17 protein-coding genes are annotated in these 15,370 nt (G+C 63.7%); 9 read left to right on the top strand and 8 right to left on the bottom strand.

The window, feature by feature from the left end; all coding sequences use genetic code 11:
- Positions 1 to 38 precede the first annotated feature (38 nt).
- Positions 39 to 632, bottom strand: coding sequence for a YqaA family protein (locus GU3_RS07310; protein ID WP_148265867.1), 594 nt, complete (start codon positions 630 to 632; stop codon positions 39 to 41).
- A 115-nt stretch (positions 633 to 747) separates the two neighbouring features.
- Between GU3_RS07310 and glnD the strand changes: the two genes are divergently transcribed.
- The 3 genes from glnD to dbpA all read left to right on the top strand — a co-directional run bounded on the left by glnD (position 748) and on the right by dbpA (position 5,998).
- Positions 748 to 3,378 carry a bifunctional uridylyltransferase/uridylyl-removing protein GlnD gene (gene glnD, locus GU3_RS07305; RefSeq protein ID WP_014291887.1) on the top strand — a complete coding sequence of 877 codons (2,631 nt, stop codon included), beginning with the start codon at positions 748 to 750 and terminating at the stop codon, positions 3,376 to 3,378.
- Between the two features lie 51 nt (positions 3,379 to 3,429).
- Entirely contained in the window at positions 3,430 to 4,461 is a 1,032-nt protein-coding gene (gene dapD, locus GU3_RS07300; RefSeq protein WP_014291886.1) for a 2,3,4,5-tetrahydropyridine-2,6-dicarboxylate N-succinyltransferase, read from the top strand.
- Positions 4,462 to 4,618: 157 nt separating this feature from the next.
- Entirely contained in the window at positions 4,619 to 5,998 is a 1,380-nt protein-coding gene (gene dbpA / locus GU3_RS07295) for an ATP-dependent RNA helicase DbpA (protein WP_014291885.1), read from the top strand.
- Between the two features lie 62 nt (positions 5,999 to 6,060).
- Here the strand turns inward: dbpA and GU3_RS07290 are convergent, their stop codons facing one another.
- Both GU3_RS07290 and GU3_RS07285 read right to left on the bottom strand, forming a co-directional pair.
- Positions 6,061 to 6,327, bottom strand: coding sequence for a DUF3081 domain-containing protein (locus GU3_RS07290; protein ID WP_014291884.1), 267 nt, complete (start codon positions 6,325 to 6,327; stop codon positions 6,061 to 6,063).
- Between the two features lie 15 nt (positions 6,328 to 6,342).
- Positions 6,343 to 8,238: an SLC13 family permease gene (locus GU3_RS07285; protein ID WP_014291883.1), complete on the bottom strand. Its 1,896-nt coding sequence runs from the start codon at positions 8,236 to 8,238 to the stop codon at positions 6,343 to 6,345.
- 242 nt (positions 8,239 to 8,480) lie between these two features.
- Here GU3_RS07285 and GU3_RS07280 point away from each other — a divergent pair, with 242 nt between their 5' ends.
- Positions 8,481 to 9,317 (top strand): S1 RNA-binding domain-containing protein, encoded by an 837-nt coding sequence (locus tag GU3_RS07280; RefSeq protein WP_014291882.1) that lies wholly within the window; start codon positions 8,481 to 8,483, stop codon positions 9,315 to 9,317.
- Positions 9,318 to 9,489: 172 nt separating this feature from the next.
- On the opposite strand, the gene GU3_RS07275 is transcribed toward GU3_RS07280, so the two are convergent.
- Genes GU3_RS07275 through GU3_RS07260 form a run of 4 tightly spaced genes read right to left on the bottom strand, consistent with a single transcriptional unit; the run spans position 9,490 to position 11,971 of the window.
- Positions 9,490 to 9,930: a flavodoxin gene (locus GU3_RS07275; RefSeq protein WP_014291881.1), complete on the bottom strand. Its 441-nt coding sequence runs from the start codon at positions 9,928 to 9,930 to the stop codon at positions 9,490 to 9,492.
- A gap of 11 nt (positions 9,931 to 9,941) precedes the next feature.
- Complete coding sequence (glsB, locus tag GU3_RS07270) at positions 9,942 to 10,856, bottom strand: glutaminase B (RefSeq protein WP_014291880.1); 915 nt, start codon at positions 10,854 to 10,856, stop codon at positions 9,942 to 9,944.
- Positions 10,857 to 10,874: 18 nt separating this feature from the next.
- Positions 10,875 to 11,639 carry a tRNA pseudouridine(65) synthase TruC gene (gene truC / locus GU3_RS07265; protein ID WP_014291879.1) on the bottom strand — a complete coding sequence of 255 codons (765 nt, stop codon included), beginning with the start codon at positions 11,637 to 11,639 and terminating at the stop codon, positions 10,875 to 10,877.
- Positions 11,636 to 11,971 carry a YqcC family protein gene (locus tag GU3_RS07260; RefSeq protein ID WP_014291878.1) on the bottom strand — a complete coding sequence of 112 codons (336 nt, stop codon included), beginning with the start codon at positions 11,969 to 11,971 and terminating at the stop codon, positions 11,636 to 11,638. Before GU3_RS07260 ends, truC begins: the two co-directional genes overlap by 4 nt.
- Positions 11,972 to 12,057: 86 nt before the next feature.
- Between GU3_RS07260 and GU3_RS07255 the strand changes: the two genes are divergently transcribed.
- Genes GU3_RS07255 through GU3_RS07235 form a run of 5 tightly spaced genes read left to right on the top strand, consistent with a single transcriptional unit; the run spans position 12,058 to position 14,719 of the window.
- A complete protein-coding gene (locus tag GU3_RS07255; protein WP_014291877.1) occupies positions 12,058 to 13,092 on the top strand; it encodes a DUF3549 family protein in 1,035 nt (344 codons plus the stop codon).
- Entirely contained in the window at positions 13,085 to 13,387 is a 303-nt protein-coding gene (locus tag GU3_RS07250; protein WP_014291876.1) for a DUF3301 domain-containing protein, read from the top strand. The genes GU3_RS07255 and GU3_RS07250 overlap by 8 nt, the downstream gene beginning before the upstream one ends.
- Before the next feature lie 36 nt (positions 13,388 to 13,423).
- Positions 13,424 to 13,651: a DUF2789 domain-containing protein gene (locus GU3_RS07245; RefSeq protein ID WP_014291875.1), complete on the top strand. Its 228-nt coding sequence runs from the start codon at positions 13,424 to 13,426 to the stop codon at positions 13,649 to 13,651.
- Positions 13,652 to 13,664: 13 nt separating this feature from the next.
- Positions 13,665 to 13,946 (top strand): hypothetical protein, encoded by a 282-nt coding sequence (locus tag GU3_RS07240; protein WP_014291874.1) that lies wholly within the window; start codon positions 13,665 to 13,667, stop codon positions 13,944 to 13,946.
- On the top strand, positions 13,946 to 14,719 hold the full coding sequence (locus tag GU3_RS07235; RefSeq protein ID WP_014291873.1) for a Zn-ribbon-containing protein: 774 nt from the start codon (positions 13,946 to 13,948) through the stop codon (positions 14,717 to 14,719). Before GU3_RS07240 ends, GU3_RS07235 begins: the two co-directional genes overlap by 1 nt.
- Here GU3_RS07235 and GU3_RS07230 read toward each other — a convergent pair.
- The gene (locus GU3_RS07230) at positions 14,709 to 15,245 is read right to left on the bottom strand and encodes a SecY-interacting protein Syd (protein WP_014291872.1); all 537 of its coding nucleotides are present in this window, start codon (positions 15,243 to 15,245) and stop codon (positions 14,709 to 14,711) included. The genes GU3_RS07235 and GU3_RS07230 overlap by 11 nt on opposite strands.
- Positions 15,246 to 15,370 lie beyond the last annotated feature (125 nt).

Raw genomic sequence — 15,370 nt, 5'->3', positions numbered from 1 at the left:
CCCAGTAAGCAAGAGGCGCCAAGGCGCCTCTTCTTCGTTCAGGAGCCCAGCCACTGACGGAGCCCATAACCCAGCAAGGCCAGTCCCAGTAGTGAAAACCCGAGTGTTCGGGCATGACGGCGCCACAGCGCCAGCGCCTGCTCCCCGGTCAGCCGCACCAGCAGCGCCAGGCCGAAGTAGCGAATGCCGCGGCCAATCAGTGACGCCAGCATAAAGAGCCCCAGGGAGTAGCCCACGGCGCCGGCGGCCAGCATGGCCATCTGAAACGGCACCGGCGTCACTCCCACCATGACGATGGCCAAAAAGCCATCCTGGGACAGCTCTTGGCTGAAGGCGTCAAAGGCCTGCTGCCCGTCCAGCACCTGCAATAACCGCAGCCCCAGGCTGTCGAACAGCCAGGCTCCCAGGCCATAGCCCAGCAGGGCACCGGCCAGGCACCCCGCCAGGGCGGCCGCCGCCAGTGGCCACAAGCGCTGGCGTTCCATCAGAAACAGCGGGATCAGCAACAGCTCCAGGGGAATGGGCAGGATCACCGCTTCCAGCAGCGATGTCACAAACACCACCGGCAACAGCCAGGCCGAGCCGGTAAACCGGCCGAGCCAGGGCGGCAGTTGATCATGGCTTGGCATCATGGCACTCCATCACCGAAAAAGGACAGGGTTTAGTATGCCGAATGCGGGCGCACTTTTCCCCGTTCACCGGCTTTGTTAAGTTAGAGGCTGTCCCGCTCAAAAGGAAATGCCGCCCATGGAAGCCAGCCTTCTCGCTCCTGCCCTGTTGTCTCCCGATCAACTGACCCTGACCCACTGCAAGGACATTCTGGCCCGCCTGCAGGGCTGGCTGGAGCAGCGTTTCGATGCCGGTGACGACATCAACGAACTGGTGAACACCCGTTCCCAGCATATGGATCAGTTGCTCACCGGGCTCTGGGCCCGCCATGGCCTGGCCCAGGCAACGGAGCTGGCGCTGGTGGCGGTGGGCGGCTATGGCCGGGGCGAGCTGCACCCCTGCTCCGACATCGACTTGCTGATCCTCTGCCGCCATCAACTGGACGAGCCCCTGAGCGAGCACATCGGCGACTTTGTCACTCAGCTCTGGGATCTGCATTTGGAAGTGGGCCACAGTGTGCGCTCGGTGGCCGAGTGCGTGGCCCAGGGCGAGCAGGACATTACCGTGGCCACCAACCTGATCGAAGCCCGGCTGATCACCGGCTGCTACGATACCTTTGCGGATCTGACCCGGGCCACGGCCCCGGATCGGTTCTGGCCCAGCCAGGCCTTTTTCGAGGCCAAGCGCACCGAGCAGGAGCAGCGTCACCGCCAGTTTCACGACACCAGCTACAAGCTGGAGCCGGACATCAAGAACAGTCCCGGCGGCCTGCGCGACATTCAGACCATCAGCTGGGTGGCCCGTCGTCACTTCGGCGCCACCACCCTGGGGGAAATGGTCAGTCACGGCTTTCTCGATCAGGCCGAGTACGACGAGCTGCAAGATTGCCAGAACTTTCTGTGGAAGCTGCGCTTTGCCCTGCACACCGTCATTCGCCGGCCCGACAACCGGCTGCTGTTCGACCGCCAGCGGGCGGTGGCCACCGCCCTGGGCTACGCCGGTGAGGGCAACGAAGCCATCGAACACATGATGAAGCGCTACTACCAGACGGTACGCCGGGTGGCCGAACTCAACGAAATGCTGCTGCAGCTGTTTGACGAGGCCATTCTCGGTCATATCGCCATGGACGTGAAAAGCCTGACCCCGGAGTTTCGCCTGCGCGGGCGGCTGATTGACGTGGTCGATCCCGAGCTGTTCAACCGGGAGCCCGCCGCCATTTTACGGCTGTTCTACCAGATGGCTGCCCAGCCTCAGATCACCGGCATCTATTCCACCACCCTGCGCCAGCTGCGAGAAGCACGGCGCCGGCTAAGTGGTTTTCTGTGCGAGCGAGCCGACTGCCGCCGGCTGTTCATGATGCTGATCCGCCATCCCGGCAGCGGCCGTCTGGCACTGACCCTGATGCACCGCTACGGCATCCTCGCTGCCTATTTTCCCCAGTGGAACAAAATCGTCGGCCAGATGCAGTTCGACATGTTTCACGCCTACCCGGTGGATGAGCATACCCACCGGGTGCTGACCAACCTCGGCCGCTTTCGCGATGACGGCTACCAGCGCAGCCATCCGCTGTGCTTTGATATCGTCAACCGGCTGCGCAAGCCCGAGCTGCTGCTGCTGGCCGGGCTGTTTCACGATATTGCCAAGGGCCGGGGCGGCGATCACTCCACCCTGGGCGCCGATGACGCCCTGGCCTTTTGCCTGGAGCATGACCTCGACCGCTCCGATGCCCGCCTGGTGTCCTGGCTGGTGCGCCAGCACCTGCTGATGTCGGTCACCGCCCAGCGCCGGGACATTCACGATCCGGAGGTGATCCGGGACTTTGCCACCCAGGTACGGGACGAGCTGCACCTCGACTTTCTCTACTGCCTGACCGTGGCCGACATCTGCGCCACCAACGATACCCTGTGGAACGACTGGAAGGGCAGCCTGCTGCGCGAGCTGTATTTTGCCACCCAGAAAGCGCTGCGCCGGGGACTGGAAAACCCACCGGATCTGCGCCTGCGCATTCGCGAAAACCAGCAGCAGGCGCGCCGGCTGCTGGAGCATCTGGATACCTCCCCTGAACAGATCAAACCACTGTGGGCCCGTTTTCCCGCCGACTATTTTCTGCGCCATACGCCAGAGCAGATTGCCTGGCACAGCCGGCACATTCTGGCCCATGGCAACGCCCAACAACCGCTGGTGCAGATCAGCCAGCAGCCGAGCCGGGGTGGCAGCGAGCTGTTTATCTACTGCCCCGACTCCCCCAACCTGTTTGGCCGGGTGGCGGCGGCACTGGATCAGAAAAACCTCAATATTCACGATGCCCAGATCATGACCTCAAAAGACGGCTACGCCCTGGATACCTTTATCGTGCTCGAGCCCGACGGCCAACCGGTAAGTGGCGATCGCCTGAGCGAACTGTGCACCGATCTGAGCCTGACCCTGAACAGCCGCACTCCGCCGGTGATACGCATTCGCCCCCCTTCCCGCCGGCACCGGGAATTTGATGTGCCCACCCGGGTACAGTTTCTGGAGCCGGAGCGCAGCAGCAAGCGCACCCTGATGGAGCTGGTTGCCCTCGACACCCCCGGCCTGCTGGCCCGTACCGGCGCCGTGTTCAGCCGGCTGGGGCTGAACCTGCATGCCGCCAAGATCACCACCATTGGCGAGCGGGTCGAAGACTTTTTCAGCCTCACCAACGGCGAAGATCGGCCATTAACTGAACAGGAGCAGACGCAATTGCGAGAAAAGTTGGTGGATGAACTCAACCGCGAGGGCAAAATGTGATAAAAGGTGCATCAATTTCAGGAAAGCAACAAAATTAACGGAGTGAACACCATGGCAAACTTTGCTTTCGGTCTGGGCGTGGGCACCAAGTCCGCCAAGGGAGAATGGCTGGAGGTTTACTACAACCTGCCGCTGCTGCACGCGGATGATGCCCTGATCGCCGCCGTGGCCGACCAGATTGGCTACCAGGGTGGCAATGCCGCCATTGACATCACCGCCGCGCAACTGGCCGAGCTGAAAGCGGCCTTCCTGGCAGCCGGTGCCGCCGAGCAGGCCGAGATCGCCGACGCCCTGGAGGGCACCCGCCAGCCGCTGGTGGTGACCCTGCTGGAAACCGATACCGCCCCTGCCAGCACCGCCGAGGTCTACCTCAAACTGGCGCTGCTGTCCCACCGCCTGGTCAAGCCGCATGGGCTGGACTTGTCCGGCATGTTCGGCCTGCTGCCCAACGTGGCCTGGACCAGCGAAGGCGCCATCGCCGTGGACGAGCTGTCTAAACGTCAGCTGCAGGCCCGTGCTCAAGGGCGCACCATCAGCGTCAACTCCGTGGACAAGTTCCCGAAAATGGCCGATTACGTGGTGCCTGCCGGGGTGCGCATCGGTGATGCTTCCCGCATTCGCCTGGGCGCCCACGTGGGCGAAGGCACCACCGTCATGCACGAAGGCTTTATCAACTTCAACGCCGGTACCCTGGGTGTGAGCATGGTGGAAGGCCGCATCTCCGCCGGTGTGGTGGTCGGCAATGGCTCCGATCTGGGCGGTGGCTGCTCCACCATGGGCACCCTGTCCGGCGGTGGCAACATCGTTATTTCCGTGGGCGAAGGCAGCCTGCTGGGCGCCAACTCGGGCCTGGGCATTCCCCTGGGAGATCGCTGCACCATCGAGTCCGGCCTGTACATCACCGCCGGCTCGAAAGTCACCGTGCTGGATGACAAGAACCAGGAAGTGCAGACCGTCAAGGCCGCCGATCTGGCGGGCAAACCGGATCTGCTGTTTCGTCGTAATTCCCAGACCGGCCGCATCGAGGTGAAGACCAACAAGTCTGCCGTTGAGCTGAACGCCGAGCTGCACAAGCACAACTAAGGCCGACCAGCCTTTTATGATGCCAACGGCGCTGTCATCGACAGCGCCGTTGTTGTCTTCGCCGGCCAGAAAAACACCACCCCTGGCGCTTTTCTGCTATGATGCGCGCCCGGCCATTCCGGCCCCTTACATTTTCTCGATACCGCAAGAGCCTGCCGTGACCAACACCGACTTTTCCACTCTGCCCCTGGGGCCGACCCTGCTCGATAACCTGACCAGCCTGGGCTACACCCGTATGACCCCCATTCAGGCTCAGGGCCTGCCCCTGGTGCTGGCCGGTCAGGATGTGATTGCCCAGGCCAGTACCGGCAGCGGCAAAACCCTGGCCTTTGGCCTGGGGCTGCTGTCGCGCCTCGATGTGAGCCGCAACCAGGTTCAGGCCATGGTGCTGTGCCCCACCCGGGAGCTGGCGGATCAGGTGGCCCGGGAGCTGCGCAAGCTGGCCCGGGCCATGGCCAACGTCAAACTGGTGTCATTGTGTGGCGGCTCGCCCACCGCGGCCCAGACCGCCACCCTGCAATTCGGCGCCCATATCGTGGTGGGCACCCCGGGCCGCATGCTCAAGCACCTGCAGCAGGGCAGCCTGGAGCTGGATGCCCTGCACACCCTGGTGCTGGACGAAGCGGATCGCATGCTCGACATGGGCTTTGCCGACGATATTCGCAAGGTAGTGGCCTTTGCTCCCGCCGCACGCCAGACCCTGCTGTTTTCCGCCACCTATCCCGATGGCATTGCCGAGCTGAGTCGTGGCCTGCAGCGCCAGCCTCAGCAAATTGCGGTGGCCGATGAGCACAGCGCCGGCAACATTGTGGAGCTGCTGTTTGAAGTCACCCCTGCGCAACGCAAAGCGGCCCTGGCGACCCTGCTGGCCCACTATGCCCCCGCCTCCGCCGTGGTGTTCTGCAACACCAAGCGGGCCTGCCAGGAAGTGGCCGACCACCTCAACGGCCTGGGCTTTGCCGCCCTGGCGCTGAACGGCGATCTGGAACAGCGGGAGCGGGATCAGGTGCTGGTGCGCTTTGCCAACGGCAGCGCCAATATTCTGGTGGCCACCGACGTGGCGGCCCGGGGCCTGGACATCAAGGAGCTGGCGGCGGTGATCAACTACGACATCACGCCCGATCCCCAGGTGCACGTGCACCGTATCGGCCGCACCGGTCGCGCCGGCGAGCAGGGCCTGGCCCTGAGCCTGTACAGCGCCCAGGAGGCCTACCGAGTTAACCTGATTGAGGAATATCAGCGTGCCCCCATGGCGCAGGGCTCACTGGATGCCCTCAATGGCCAGGCCGAGCCCCGCCAGCCGGAGATGGTCACCCTCAACATCGCCGGCGGGCGCAAAAGCAAGATCCGCGCCGGCGACATTCTCGGTGCCCTGACCCGGGACGCCGGCCTTGCCGGGGAACAGGTCGGCAAGATCGACATCACCGAAATGCAGTCTTACGTGGCGGTGCACAAGGACGTGGCCCGGCAGGCACTCAAGCACCTGCAGCAGGGCAAGATCAAGGGCCGCAGCGTGCGGGCAAGCCGGTTGGGCTGACAGGCGCAAGCCGGCAACGGCTGAACACGACCGGGCCCGGCATGACGACGTGTTGTATGCTGTTATGACTCGTTGAAATGGCGATGAATGTACTCCACCTTGGCCATGAACTGATCCTTCAGGCCAGTGGTGGCGTACTCGAAATGGTAGCTCTGGTGAAAGTTGAGCTGCAGGGTCACGCCGCTGCCCTCCAGCACCACGCTGTAACCGTCGAAATCGCTTTTGGCAACGATGCCCTCCAACATGTGGCCATCCTCATAGGGCTCGCCAAAGCGCCGGATCTTGTCAAACACTTCCAGAATAATGCGGTTGTCCAGTTCGTTTTGCATGGGCATTTCCTCGTTTCATCCGGCCTGAAGCGGCCATATCCATAACAGCATGGGCAGACTGACCGCCACCACCAGCAGCTCCAGCGGCAGACCCAGTCGCCAGTAGTCCCCGAAGCGAAAGCCCCCGGGCCCAAGAATAAGGGTGTTGTTCTGATGGCCGATGGGGGTCAGAAAGGCGCAGGAGCCACCAATGGCCACCGCCATTAAAAAGGCATCCGGATTCACCGCCAGCTGGCTGGCGGTGCCCAGGGCAATGGGGCACATCACCGCCGCCGTGGCCGCGTTGTTCATCAGATCCGACAAGGTCATGGTCACCACCAGGATCAGCGCCAGTGCTACCAGGGCGCTGCCCTGGGCCACCCCGTCCAGCAGCCAGCCCGCCACCAGCCCGGCGGTACCGCTTGATTCCATTACATCTGCCACCGGGATCAAGGCCCCCAGCAATACCACCACCGGCCAGTCCACCGCATTGTAAACCGAGCGTGGCGGCACGGTGCGAAAGGCCATCGACGCCAGCACGCCGGCAGCAAAGGCCACCGCCGCCGGCAGCAGGCCAAGGGCGGCTATCGCCACCGAGGCAGCCATGATGATGGTGGCGGTAATTGCCTTTTGCTTGTCGGGAATACGCAGCTCCCGCTCAGCCAGAGGCACACAGCCGGTGTTGGACGCAAACTCGGTAATCAGCTCGGGCGAGCCCTGCATCAGCAACAGATCACCGGCGCGAAAGGCCAGTGCCCGCAGCCGCTTGAAGGAGCGCTGACCCTGGCGGGACACCGCCAGCAAATTGATGCCGTAGCGGGTGCGCAGCTGAATGCCCCGGGCGGAACGCCCCAGCAGCTCGGAGCTGGGCAGGATCACCAGCTCCATCAGCACGATTTCATCCGAGCCGTCGGTCTCGGGCTTGTCTTTTTTATCCTTTTTCTCCTGCTCCTCGCTCGCAGGCTCGGCGGCATCCCGGGCCGTGCCTTCCTTGTCTTTATCCTTGCCTTTTTCTTTTTCCTTCTGGCGCTCATCATGGGTGGCCCGGGCTCCCTCCAGCTTGAGCCCCAAGGCCGACAGCGCTGGGGACAGGGCTTCGGCCTCCGCCTCCAGCAGCAGAATATCGCCGGCCCGGGTGCGCCGGCGCGGGCTTGGCGGCATTACCCGCACCGAATTGCGCACCAGGCCGAGCACCTGGGCATCGGCCTCGCTTAGCGCCTGCTCCAGCTCGCGCAGGGTCAGGCCCTCGGCCTTGCAGCCTTCCGGCACCCGCGCCTCGGTGATGTAGGAACCAGACTCGAATCCTTCCATGCCCGACTGCTTGCGCCCGGGTACCAGCCGCCAGCCAATAAGGGTGATAAAGAGCACCCCCAGCGCCGCCACCGCCAGTCCCACCGGGGTATAGTCAAACATGCCAAAACCCTCGCCACCGCCGACCTGCCGAAAGCCGGACACGATCAGGTTGGGTGGCGTCCCGATCAGGGTGGTCATGCCGCCCAGTATGGTGCCAAAGGCCAGCGGCATCAGGATCTTGCCCGGCGGCAACTGCTGCCGCCGGGCCATCTGCAGGGCCAGCGGCATCAGCAGCGCCAGCGCCCCCACGTTGTTCATAAAGGCCGACAGCACGGCGCCCAGAACGGTCAGGGCCATCATCGACAACAGGGGGCCGGATTGGGCAGGCAGAAACAACCGCGCCAGCACATCGACCGCCCCCGAGCTTTGCAGCCCCTTGCTAAGCACCAGCACACAGGCGACGGTGATCACGGCAGGATGGCTTAAGCCGTCAAACGCCACCTCGGGGGCCACCAGACCGGTAAGAATGCAGGCAAGCAAGGCGCCGGCAGCCACCATGTCGTGACGCCAGCGTCCCCACATGAACATCACCACGGTGGCGGCCAAAATAACAAGGATGGTGATCTGTGCCTGATCCATGCTTGCGTATCGCTCCTGATATGGCGGGCCCGCTCAGGGCGGGAACACAATCACCAAAGTGCTCGTCTGTTGCCCGAGTGTAGCAGCCTTTTGTGCTGCAAGGGCAAGAGAAAAATGATAATCCATTGAATTTAAAAGGTTAAATATTGATGTCGAGACGGACTTGCGCGTCTTTGCGCAAAGATGGTCTTTACCTGGCCGGCACGCTAAGATCACGACTTTTGATAATGACGGTGAACTCCATGATCAAGCTTGGCGACAACAACTCCCTGCCCCTGCTGCGGCTGGACGACAAGGGCGGCTGGCTGGACGGAGGCGACTACGGCGAGCTGTTTTTGCCCAACAGCCAATTGCCCGCCGGTTGCAAGCCCGGCGATAAGGTAGACGCCTTCATTTACTTGGATGCCGATCTGGAGCCGGTGCTCACCACCACCCGCCCCAAGGCCCGGGTAAACCAGTTCGCCTCACTGCGGGTGGTCACGGTCAACCGTCTCGGCGCCTTTCTCGACTGGGGCATGAAAAAGGATATCTTCGTACCGGCGCGCAACCAGGCCCAGCCCATGCAGGTGGGTCGCCACTATGTGGTGTATCTGTCCCTGGATCACGAGGGCCGCATGGTGGCCACCAGCAAGCTGGAGCCCTTTTTGAGCAAGGACACGCCCCGCTACCAGGCCGGCGACGAAGTCAGCCTGCTGATCGTGGCCGGCACCCCGCTGGGGCTCAAGGCGATTGTCGATGGTCGCTTCTGGGGCCAGTTGTTCAAATCGGAGCTGCCCGAGCGCCTGCCCATGGGCAAAAGCCTGCGCGGTTACATCAAGCAGGTGCGGGACGACGGCAAGCTGGATCTCACCCTGTTCAAGCCCGGCCCGGGCAAGACCGACGAGGCGGCGGACAAGGTCCTGGCCCGGCTGGAAGCCGCCGGCGGCAGCCTGCCGGTGAGCGACAAGACGGATCCCGACACCATCTATCGCCAGTTCGGCATCAGCAAGGGCACCTTCAAAAAGGCCATCGGCGGCCTGTACAAGCAGGGCAAAATCCTGATTGAAGCGGACGGTATTCGGCTCAATCGTGAGGGGTGAGATGGGAGGGGGAAGGCGTACAACAGCGCTTCCCCCGAAACCGTCCAAGCATGCATTCTCACGCCAAGCGTGGGAAAGGGATGAAATCAAGTCGTCTTTGAAGCGCGGGTCTTGTCCCCGGATGGGGGCAGCCTTGCCCGCATATTGCCGCAAAGCGGCAACCCGGACGGCCTCAGAGTTTCTCCATCCAGCCCTTGAGCCATTCCAGAGCGGGCACTTCCGGCTCCAGGGTGTCGGTGGCATCCACCAGCAACCGTTCGGTGACGGGCTGGGCCTGCAGCTCCTGCAGTTGCTCGTCGAGCCGGCGGCCGGCACCACAGAAATGCTCGTAACTGCTGTCGCCCAGGGCCACCAGGGCATAACGCACCTGAGGAATGGGCGGGCAGGTTTCCCGCAGCGCCTCGAACAGGGGAGCCAGGTTGGGCGGAAGGTCGCCCTGGCCGGTGGTCGAGGTGACAAACAACCAGAAATGGGCGGGGTCCAGCTCGGCCAGCTCCGCATCCTCATGCAGGGCCACGCTGTGCCCCGCCTTCACCAGCGCTTCTTCCAGGGTTTCCGCCACCAGCACCGCCGAGCCGTATACGGTGCCGATAATAATATCCACTGTCGCCATATCTCCTCCTGTCAGAAAAGTCGTAAGTCCAGTGCCCGGGACAGCTCTTCCAGCGCCCAGATCCCCGCCACCGAATTGCCGTAGCAGTTCAGCTCCGGCGACCAGACGCACACCGTGAAGCGTCCCGGCACCACCGCCACTATACCGCCCCCCACTCCGGACTTGGCCGGCATGCCTACCCGGTAGGCGAAATCGCCGGCTGCATCGTAGAGTCCCGAGGTGAACAGCAGGGCGTTGAGCTGCTGGGTCTGCAGCCGGGACAGCCACTGCTCGCCGGTCACCACGCAGCGACCGCCATTGGCCAGAAAGCTGAAGGCCCGGGCCAGATCCACGCAGCTCATGGACAAGGCACAATAGCTGAAATAGGCCTTCAGCACCTCGTCCACCTCATTGCGGAAGTTGCCAAAGCTTTTCATCAGGTTGGCCATGGCCGCATTGCGAAAGCGGTGATCGTATTCAGAGTCGGCGACCTTGTGGTCAATGCGTATTCCCGGATTGCCGGCCCGCAACCGCATCGCTTCCAGAAAGGCGTGCACCGGGGCCGACAGGCGGGAGCTGAGCGCATCCACCACCACCAGGGCGCCGGCGTTGATAAAGGGATTACGCGGTATGCCCTGCTCAAACTCCAGCTGTACCAGGGAGTTGAAGGCATTGCCCGACGGCTCCTTGCCGACCCGCTGCCACAGCTCGTCGCCATAGCGTTGCTGGGCCATGGCCAGGGCGAAGGCCTTGGACATGCTCTGGATGGAAAAGGGCTCCCGGGCGTCGCCACTGCAATACAGCTCGCCGTCCAGGGTACAGATGGCCATGCCGAAGCGCTCGGCGGGCACCCGCGCCAGGGCGGGAATGTAGTCGGCCACCTTGCCCAGGCCAATATGCCGGCGGGCCTGGGAGTCTATCCGATCAAGTAAGGGTTGAAGTGTCACACTATGCGCCTACGCCACTCAAAGCGCGAATTTTACCCCGTCCGGCGCTTCGGGCGCGAGGGCCCTTTCCCAACCGAATTCACAGATTAGCGATCGCCAGGTCTCGTCCAGGGGCGCGTCCAGCCGCAGGGCCTCACCGGTGACCGGGTGAGTCAGGCCGAGCCGGGCGGCGTGCAGCATCAGCCGCTCGCATCGATAGGTTTCACGAAAAAAACGGTTATGACGGCCATCGCCATGGCTGGTATCCCCGACGATGGGATGGCGCAGGTGCGCCATGTGCCGGCGCAACTGGTGCTTGCGGCCGGTTTCCGGGCTGAGCTGTACCAGACTGTACCGGCTGGTGGCGTGCTTTTTGGACACTGCAACGGGTAACTCAATCCGCCCCAGCCCCTGCCAGCGGGTCACCGCGTCCTGGGCCGGCTTGTCGGCATCGGCAAATTGGTCGGCGATGTCGTCCAGCTCTCGGGTCAGCGCATAATCGAGCCGGCCTTCGCCTTCCAGGTAGCCCCGCACCAGTGCCAGGTAGGTTTTATTAACCCGCCGCTCGGCGAAATCCTCGGTCAGGGTGCGGGCCACCTCGGCGCTCTTGGCAAACAGCAGCAGACCGGAGGTGGGCCGGTCCAGCCGGTGCACCGGAAACACATGGCAGCCCACCGCATTCCGGGTCAGCTGCATGGCAAAGCGGGTTTCGTGGCGGTCGAGCCAGCTGCGGTGCACCAGCAGTCCCGGTTCCTTGTTAACCGCCACCAGCCAGTCATCCTCATACACCAGTTCGATACTCATGCGTCCCGCACCACCCGCTGACCGCTGAGGGCCTCGTCCAGCTGCGCAATGGCCTCGGCCAGCGCCTGTGTGTCTTCCTTCATCCCGCGGAAGCTTTCCACCGCCATGGGATAAACGGCAATGCGGGTCGGCAGGGGGCTGCCTGCCGCCACCAGGGCCCGCAGCCGAGGCAACAACACAAACTGCAGCCACTGGGGCAGGCTCAGGGTATCGACACAAAAGGGCTGGGTACTCGCCAGCGCCTCGGGAGATGGCGGCGCGTCCTGCCACCAGCCAAGCGCCTTGAGCGCTTGTTCAATGTCGGTCAGCAGGCCAGGAATGTCGGCGGGCATGGGGCAAACTCCGGGTAAAACGGCCCGCCACTATACCATCCCGGCCCCCAACTCCCTATAATTCGCCCTCAAGACTGGAGGAGCCGATGCAAATAGACACACTCAGCGAATTTTTGACCCAGGCCGGTACCGACTTTCGCCTGTTCGACCTGGGCCGGCGCTTGCAGCCCCTGGAGCAGGACGACTTTGTCGCCATCGAGCGCGGCCAGCGCCCCTACCCCTGGCCGTTGCAGCGGCATGCCTGGCTGGCGGTATGCTACTGGCAGCAACAGGGCGGCCAGCCCTATGTGTGGTTTCTCAAAATTCCCCTGGACGAACGCGGCCTGTTCAACAACGCCGCGGTCAAGCATTTTCTGTCGGCGCTGGTCGAACAGCTCGGCGGCGACATTCACGCCCCATTGACCGATGCGCAACAGCAACGGCTGGCGGATACGCCCTTTACCTTTCAGCCGCCCCAGGACAAGCTGGCCGCCTTTCACGCCCGCCTGAGCCTGGCACTGGATCATGCGCCGTCCGCCTATTATCAGGACACCCTGAACTATTTGAGCCATCCCGGTGCCCACGACTGGCAACAACTGGGCCTGCAGGGGCTGGCCGACGTGGCGGCCCGGCTGCATACCGATGCCGCCCTGGCCAGCTCGGTGCAACAGCGACTGTGGCAACTGCCGGCGCCGGTGCAGCAGGCGCTGCTGACCCAGTGCGAGCATCATCCGCTGCCCGCGCCCTTGGCCAGGGCCATGATCGACGCCATTAACGGTGAGCTGGAGCGGGCCGAGCCCGACGAGGCGCGCATCGCCCTGCTGCTGCGCGCCACCGCCGGCTGTGCCCCCTTTCGTGAGCGCAGCGCCAAAATCGCCAGCCTGCTGACCCAGCAGCCGAGCCAGCCCCTGCTGCTGACCCTGGCCGCCCGGTTGTGGCAGGAGCTGACCGACGAGGCCCTGCTGCTGCCCTACCTGACGCTGCTGGCCGAGCGGCACGGCGAGCTGTTTAACGGCCTGTTTGCCGAACTGGTGTCGGTACCGGCGCTGCGTCCGCTGATCCTGGCCAACCTGCACAACCCCGAGCTGTCCACGCCGCTGAAACAGGCCCTGGGTGGCCTGTTCGCCATGGCCCGTGACTGAGCTGCTCGGGCTGCTGGCACTGGCCCTGCTGGGGGCCGGGCTCTGGCAGTTGCGCCGCCAGAGCGAGTTCGCCAACCGCTGGCTGGTGCACTATTGCAGGCGCCAGCAGTTGCAGTTGCTGAGCGTGTATCGCTATCGTTTTTGTCGGCGCCAGGGCCGGTGGCTGGCCCATTTTCGTTTTGAGTTCAGCCATGACGGCCTGCAGCACAACGAGGGCGACCTCTGGCTCAGCGGCCTGCGCGTGGTGGAGGTGTCGGTGCCGGTGCTGCGCGAGCCGCCATCACCTATGCTGTAACCTGAATGCCATTGATCACTGCAACCGGAGGTAACCATGGAGCATATTGTTCACCCGTTCAGCGAATTGTTTGAACAACTGGGGCTGGATGCCAGCCACCAGGGCATAGAGCACTTTCTGCACAATCACCGGCTGCCCCCGGAGGTGGAGCTGGTGGAGGCGCCGTTCTGGAACCACGCCCAGGCCAGCTTTTTGAAGGAAGGGCTGCAGGAAGACTCCGACTGGGCGGAAGTCATTGATCAGCTCAATGCCAGCCTGAGATAACCACGGAGCCCCCATGTCCCAGGAGATCATCGATATCATTCACCGCCTGGCCAGCGAGGGCAAGGCGATCACCACCGCCACAGTACGGGCCCGCTTGTCGGGCCCGGTCAACATGGCCGAGCTTATCAGCCTGGTGAACCGCCACCGCCAGGATCCGGCGTCGCTGCCCGCAGCCCGGACCACGCCGGCTCAGCCCCCCCTTGCACCAACCCCGGACGATCGCCTGACGGCGCTGGAAGAAAAAGTCCGCCTGCTGGAGGCCCGCCTGGCCCGCCTTGAGGAGCCAAACACCTGATGTGGGTTTGTGAACTTCAGTTTGACTGCTACCAGGACACCGCCCTGGCCGAGGCGGAATCCGCCATCCGCCAGTTGCTCGACGCCCTGCGTTACAACGGCCAGATCCTCGGCCGGGAATTTCCTACCGTCATTCACCAGGGCTGGCTCACCAGCCGGGTGGTGTGCCCGGAAGCCGACAGCCTGCACCCGCGTCATTACAGCCGTCAGGTAGAGCGGGCGGTGGAGCGGCTGCACCAGGCGGGGCTGACCAGCCCGAAAGTGACCCCGCGCGGCCCGGATCTCAACTCCGACACCACCGACGAGGCGCACCCCCCTTCATGGCAGGTGCTTTATACCAGCTATCTGCACACCTGCTCTCCCTTGCGCTGCGGCGAGCATTTCGCCCCCATTCCGCTGTACCGGATTCCGGCGGTGGCCAACGGCGACTTCAAGCAGGTGCTGAAATGGCAGGAAGACTGGGAAGCCTGTGATCAGTTGCAGATGAACGGCTCCATTCTGGAGCACCAGGCGGTGGAGGAGATTGCTTCCACCACCAGCCTGCTCAGCCGCCGAGGGCGCGATCTGGCCAAGCGCATCGAGTTCCTGACCCGAGTGCCCACCTTCTACTATCTGTACCGGGTGGGCGGCGACAGCCTCGCTGCCGAGCAGGCCCGCCCCTGCCCCGGCTGTGGCGGCGACTGGCGGCTGGACACGCCGCTGCACGACATTTTCGACTTTTTCTGCGAGCCCTGCCGGCTGGTGTCCAACCTGTCCTGGGATTTCAAGAGCTGACCGGCTCGGCCCGGCGCAGAAAGCTGGCCAGATTCGGCGCCAGGGTGCCGATGGCGCCCTGGCCGAGGCGCTCCAGCAGCACGGCGCCGCTGGCGTTGTCCAGGGTCACCAGCCGGTGCTCATCCCGGCAACTGGCAATAAACCAGGTGGCCGGCAGCCCGAGCTTGCGCTGCATCAGCTGATGGCCAATCTGGTTTTGCTGCAACCGCTCGAAATCATCCCGGTGCCAAGGCTGCAACAGGGTAATAAAAAGTCCCTTGTAACACAGGGGTAAATGGCCGGCGTAATAATGACCGAACAGCGCCGTCAGCGAGGGGTGTACCGGCATGTCGAGGGCGTGGGCCAGGTTGTCGAAACTGCCCGGCTCGGTGCGCAGGAAGGGCCGCCAGCCCACCCGGCCTTGATGGGCCGGCAGCAGCTCGGCGGGCGATGACTGCTCGGGGTCGTGTTCGGCCAGGGGCTGGCCGTAGAGCCGCCGGTAACGGTCGAACAATTCGGACAGCGCCGTCACCTCTTGATTCTGCATGACAAAGTCTCACAATAAACGGTAAAAATGTGCACAACCTCTTTACGTCAGGCGCACGGCCGTGACGCCGACGGCCCCATCGGCCGGCACCGGCGCCAGGCCGTTATTTTAGCAACCGGAATTTC

This window comes from Oceanimonas sp. GK1, from assembly GCF_000243075.1.
Lineage (GTDB): Bacteria > Pseudomonadota > Gammaproteobacteria > Enterobacterales > Aeromonadaceae > Oceanimonas.
Note: the sequence above shows the minus strand (reverse complement) of the source record. Positions and strands in the feature narration are given on the sequence as shown.

Bases quoted from the DNA above. Each gene is read 5' to 3' on its own strand.
- GU3_RS07280 (WP_014291882.1), top strand. From the start codon at position 8,481: ATGATCAAGCTTGGCGACAACAACTCCCTGCCCCTGCTGCGGCTGGAC.
- GU3_RS07235 (WP_014291873.1), top strand. From the start codon at position 13,946: ATGTGGGTTTGTGAACTTCAGTTTGACTGCTACCAGGACACCGCCCTG.
- GU3_RS07310 (WP_148265867.1), bottom strand. From the start codon at position 632: ATGATGCCAAGCCATGATCAACTGCCGCCCTGGCTCGGCCGGTTTACC.
- GU3_RS07230 (WP_014291872.1), bottom strand. From the start codon at position 15,245: ATGCAGAATCAAGAGGTGACGGCGCTGTCCGAATTGTTCGACCGTTAC.
- GU3_RS07285 (WP_014291883.1), bottom strand. From the start codon at position 8,238: ATGGATCAGGCACAGATCACCATCCTTGTTATTTTGGCCGCCACCGTG.
- GU3_RS07275 (WP_014291881.1), bottom strand. From the start codon at position 9,930: ATGGCGACAGTGGATATTATTATCGGCACCGTATACGGCTCGGCGGTG.
- GU3_RS07260 (WP_014291878.1), bottom strand. From the start codon at position 11,971: ATGCCCGCCGACATTCCTGGCCTGCTGACCGACATTGAACAAGCGCTC.
- GU3_RS07255 (WP_014291877.1), top strand. From the start codon at position 12,058: ATGCAAATAGACACACTCAGCGAATTTTTGACCCAGGCCGGTACCGAC.
- truC (WP_014291879.1), bottom strand. From the start codon at position 11,639: ATGAGTATCGAACTGGTGTATGAGGATGACTGGCTGGTGGCGGTTAAC.
- dapD (WP_014291886.1), top strand. From the start codon at position 3,430: ATGGCAAACTTTGCTTTCGGTCTGGGCGTGGGCACCAAGTCCGCCAAG.
- GU3_RS07240 (WP_014291874.1), top strand. From the start codon at position 13,665: ATGTCCCAGGAGATCATCGATATCATTCACCGCCTGGCCAGCGAGGGC.
- GU3_RS07290 (WP_014291884.1), bottom strand. From the start codon at position 6,327: ATGCAAAACGAACTGGACAACCGCATTATTCTGGAAGTGTTTGACAAG.
- glnD (WP_014291887.1), top strand. From the start codon at position 748: ATGGAAGCCAGCCTTCTCGCTCCTGCCCTGTTGTCTCCCGATCAACTG.
- GU3_RS07245 (WP_014291875.1), top strand. From the start codon at position 13,424: ATGGAGCATATTGTTCACCCGTTCAGCGAATTGTTTGAACAACTGGGG.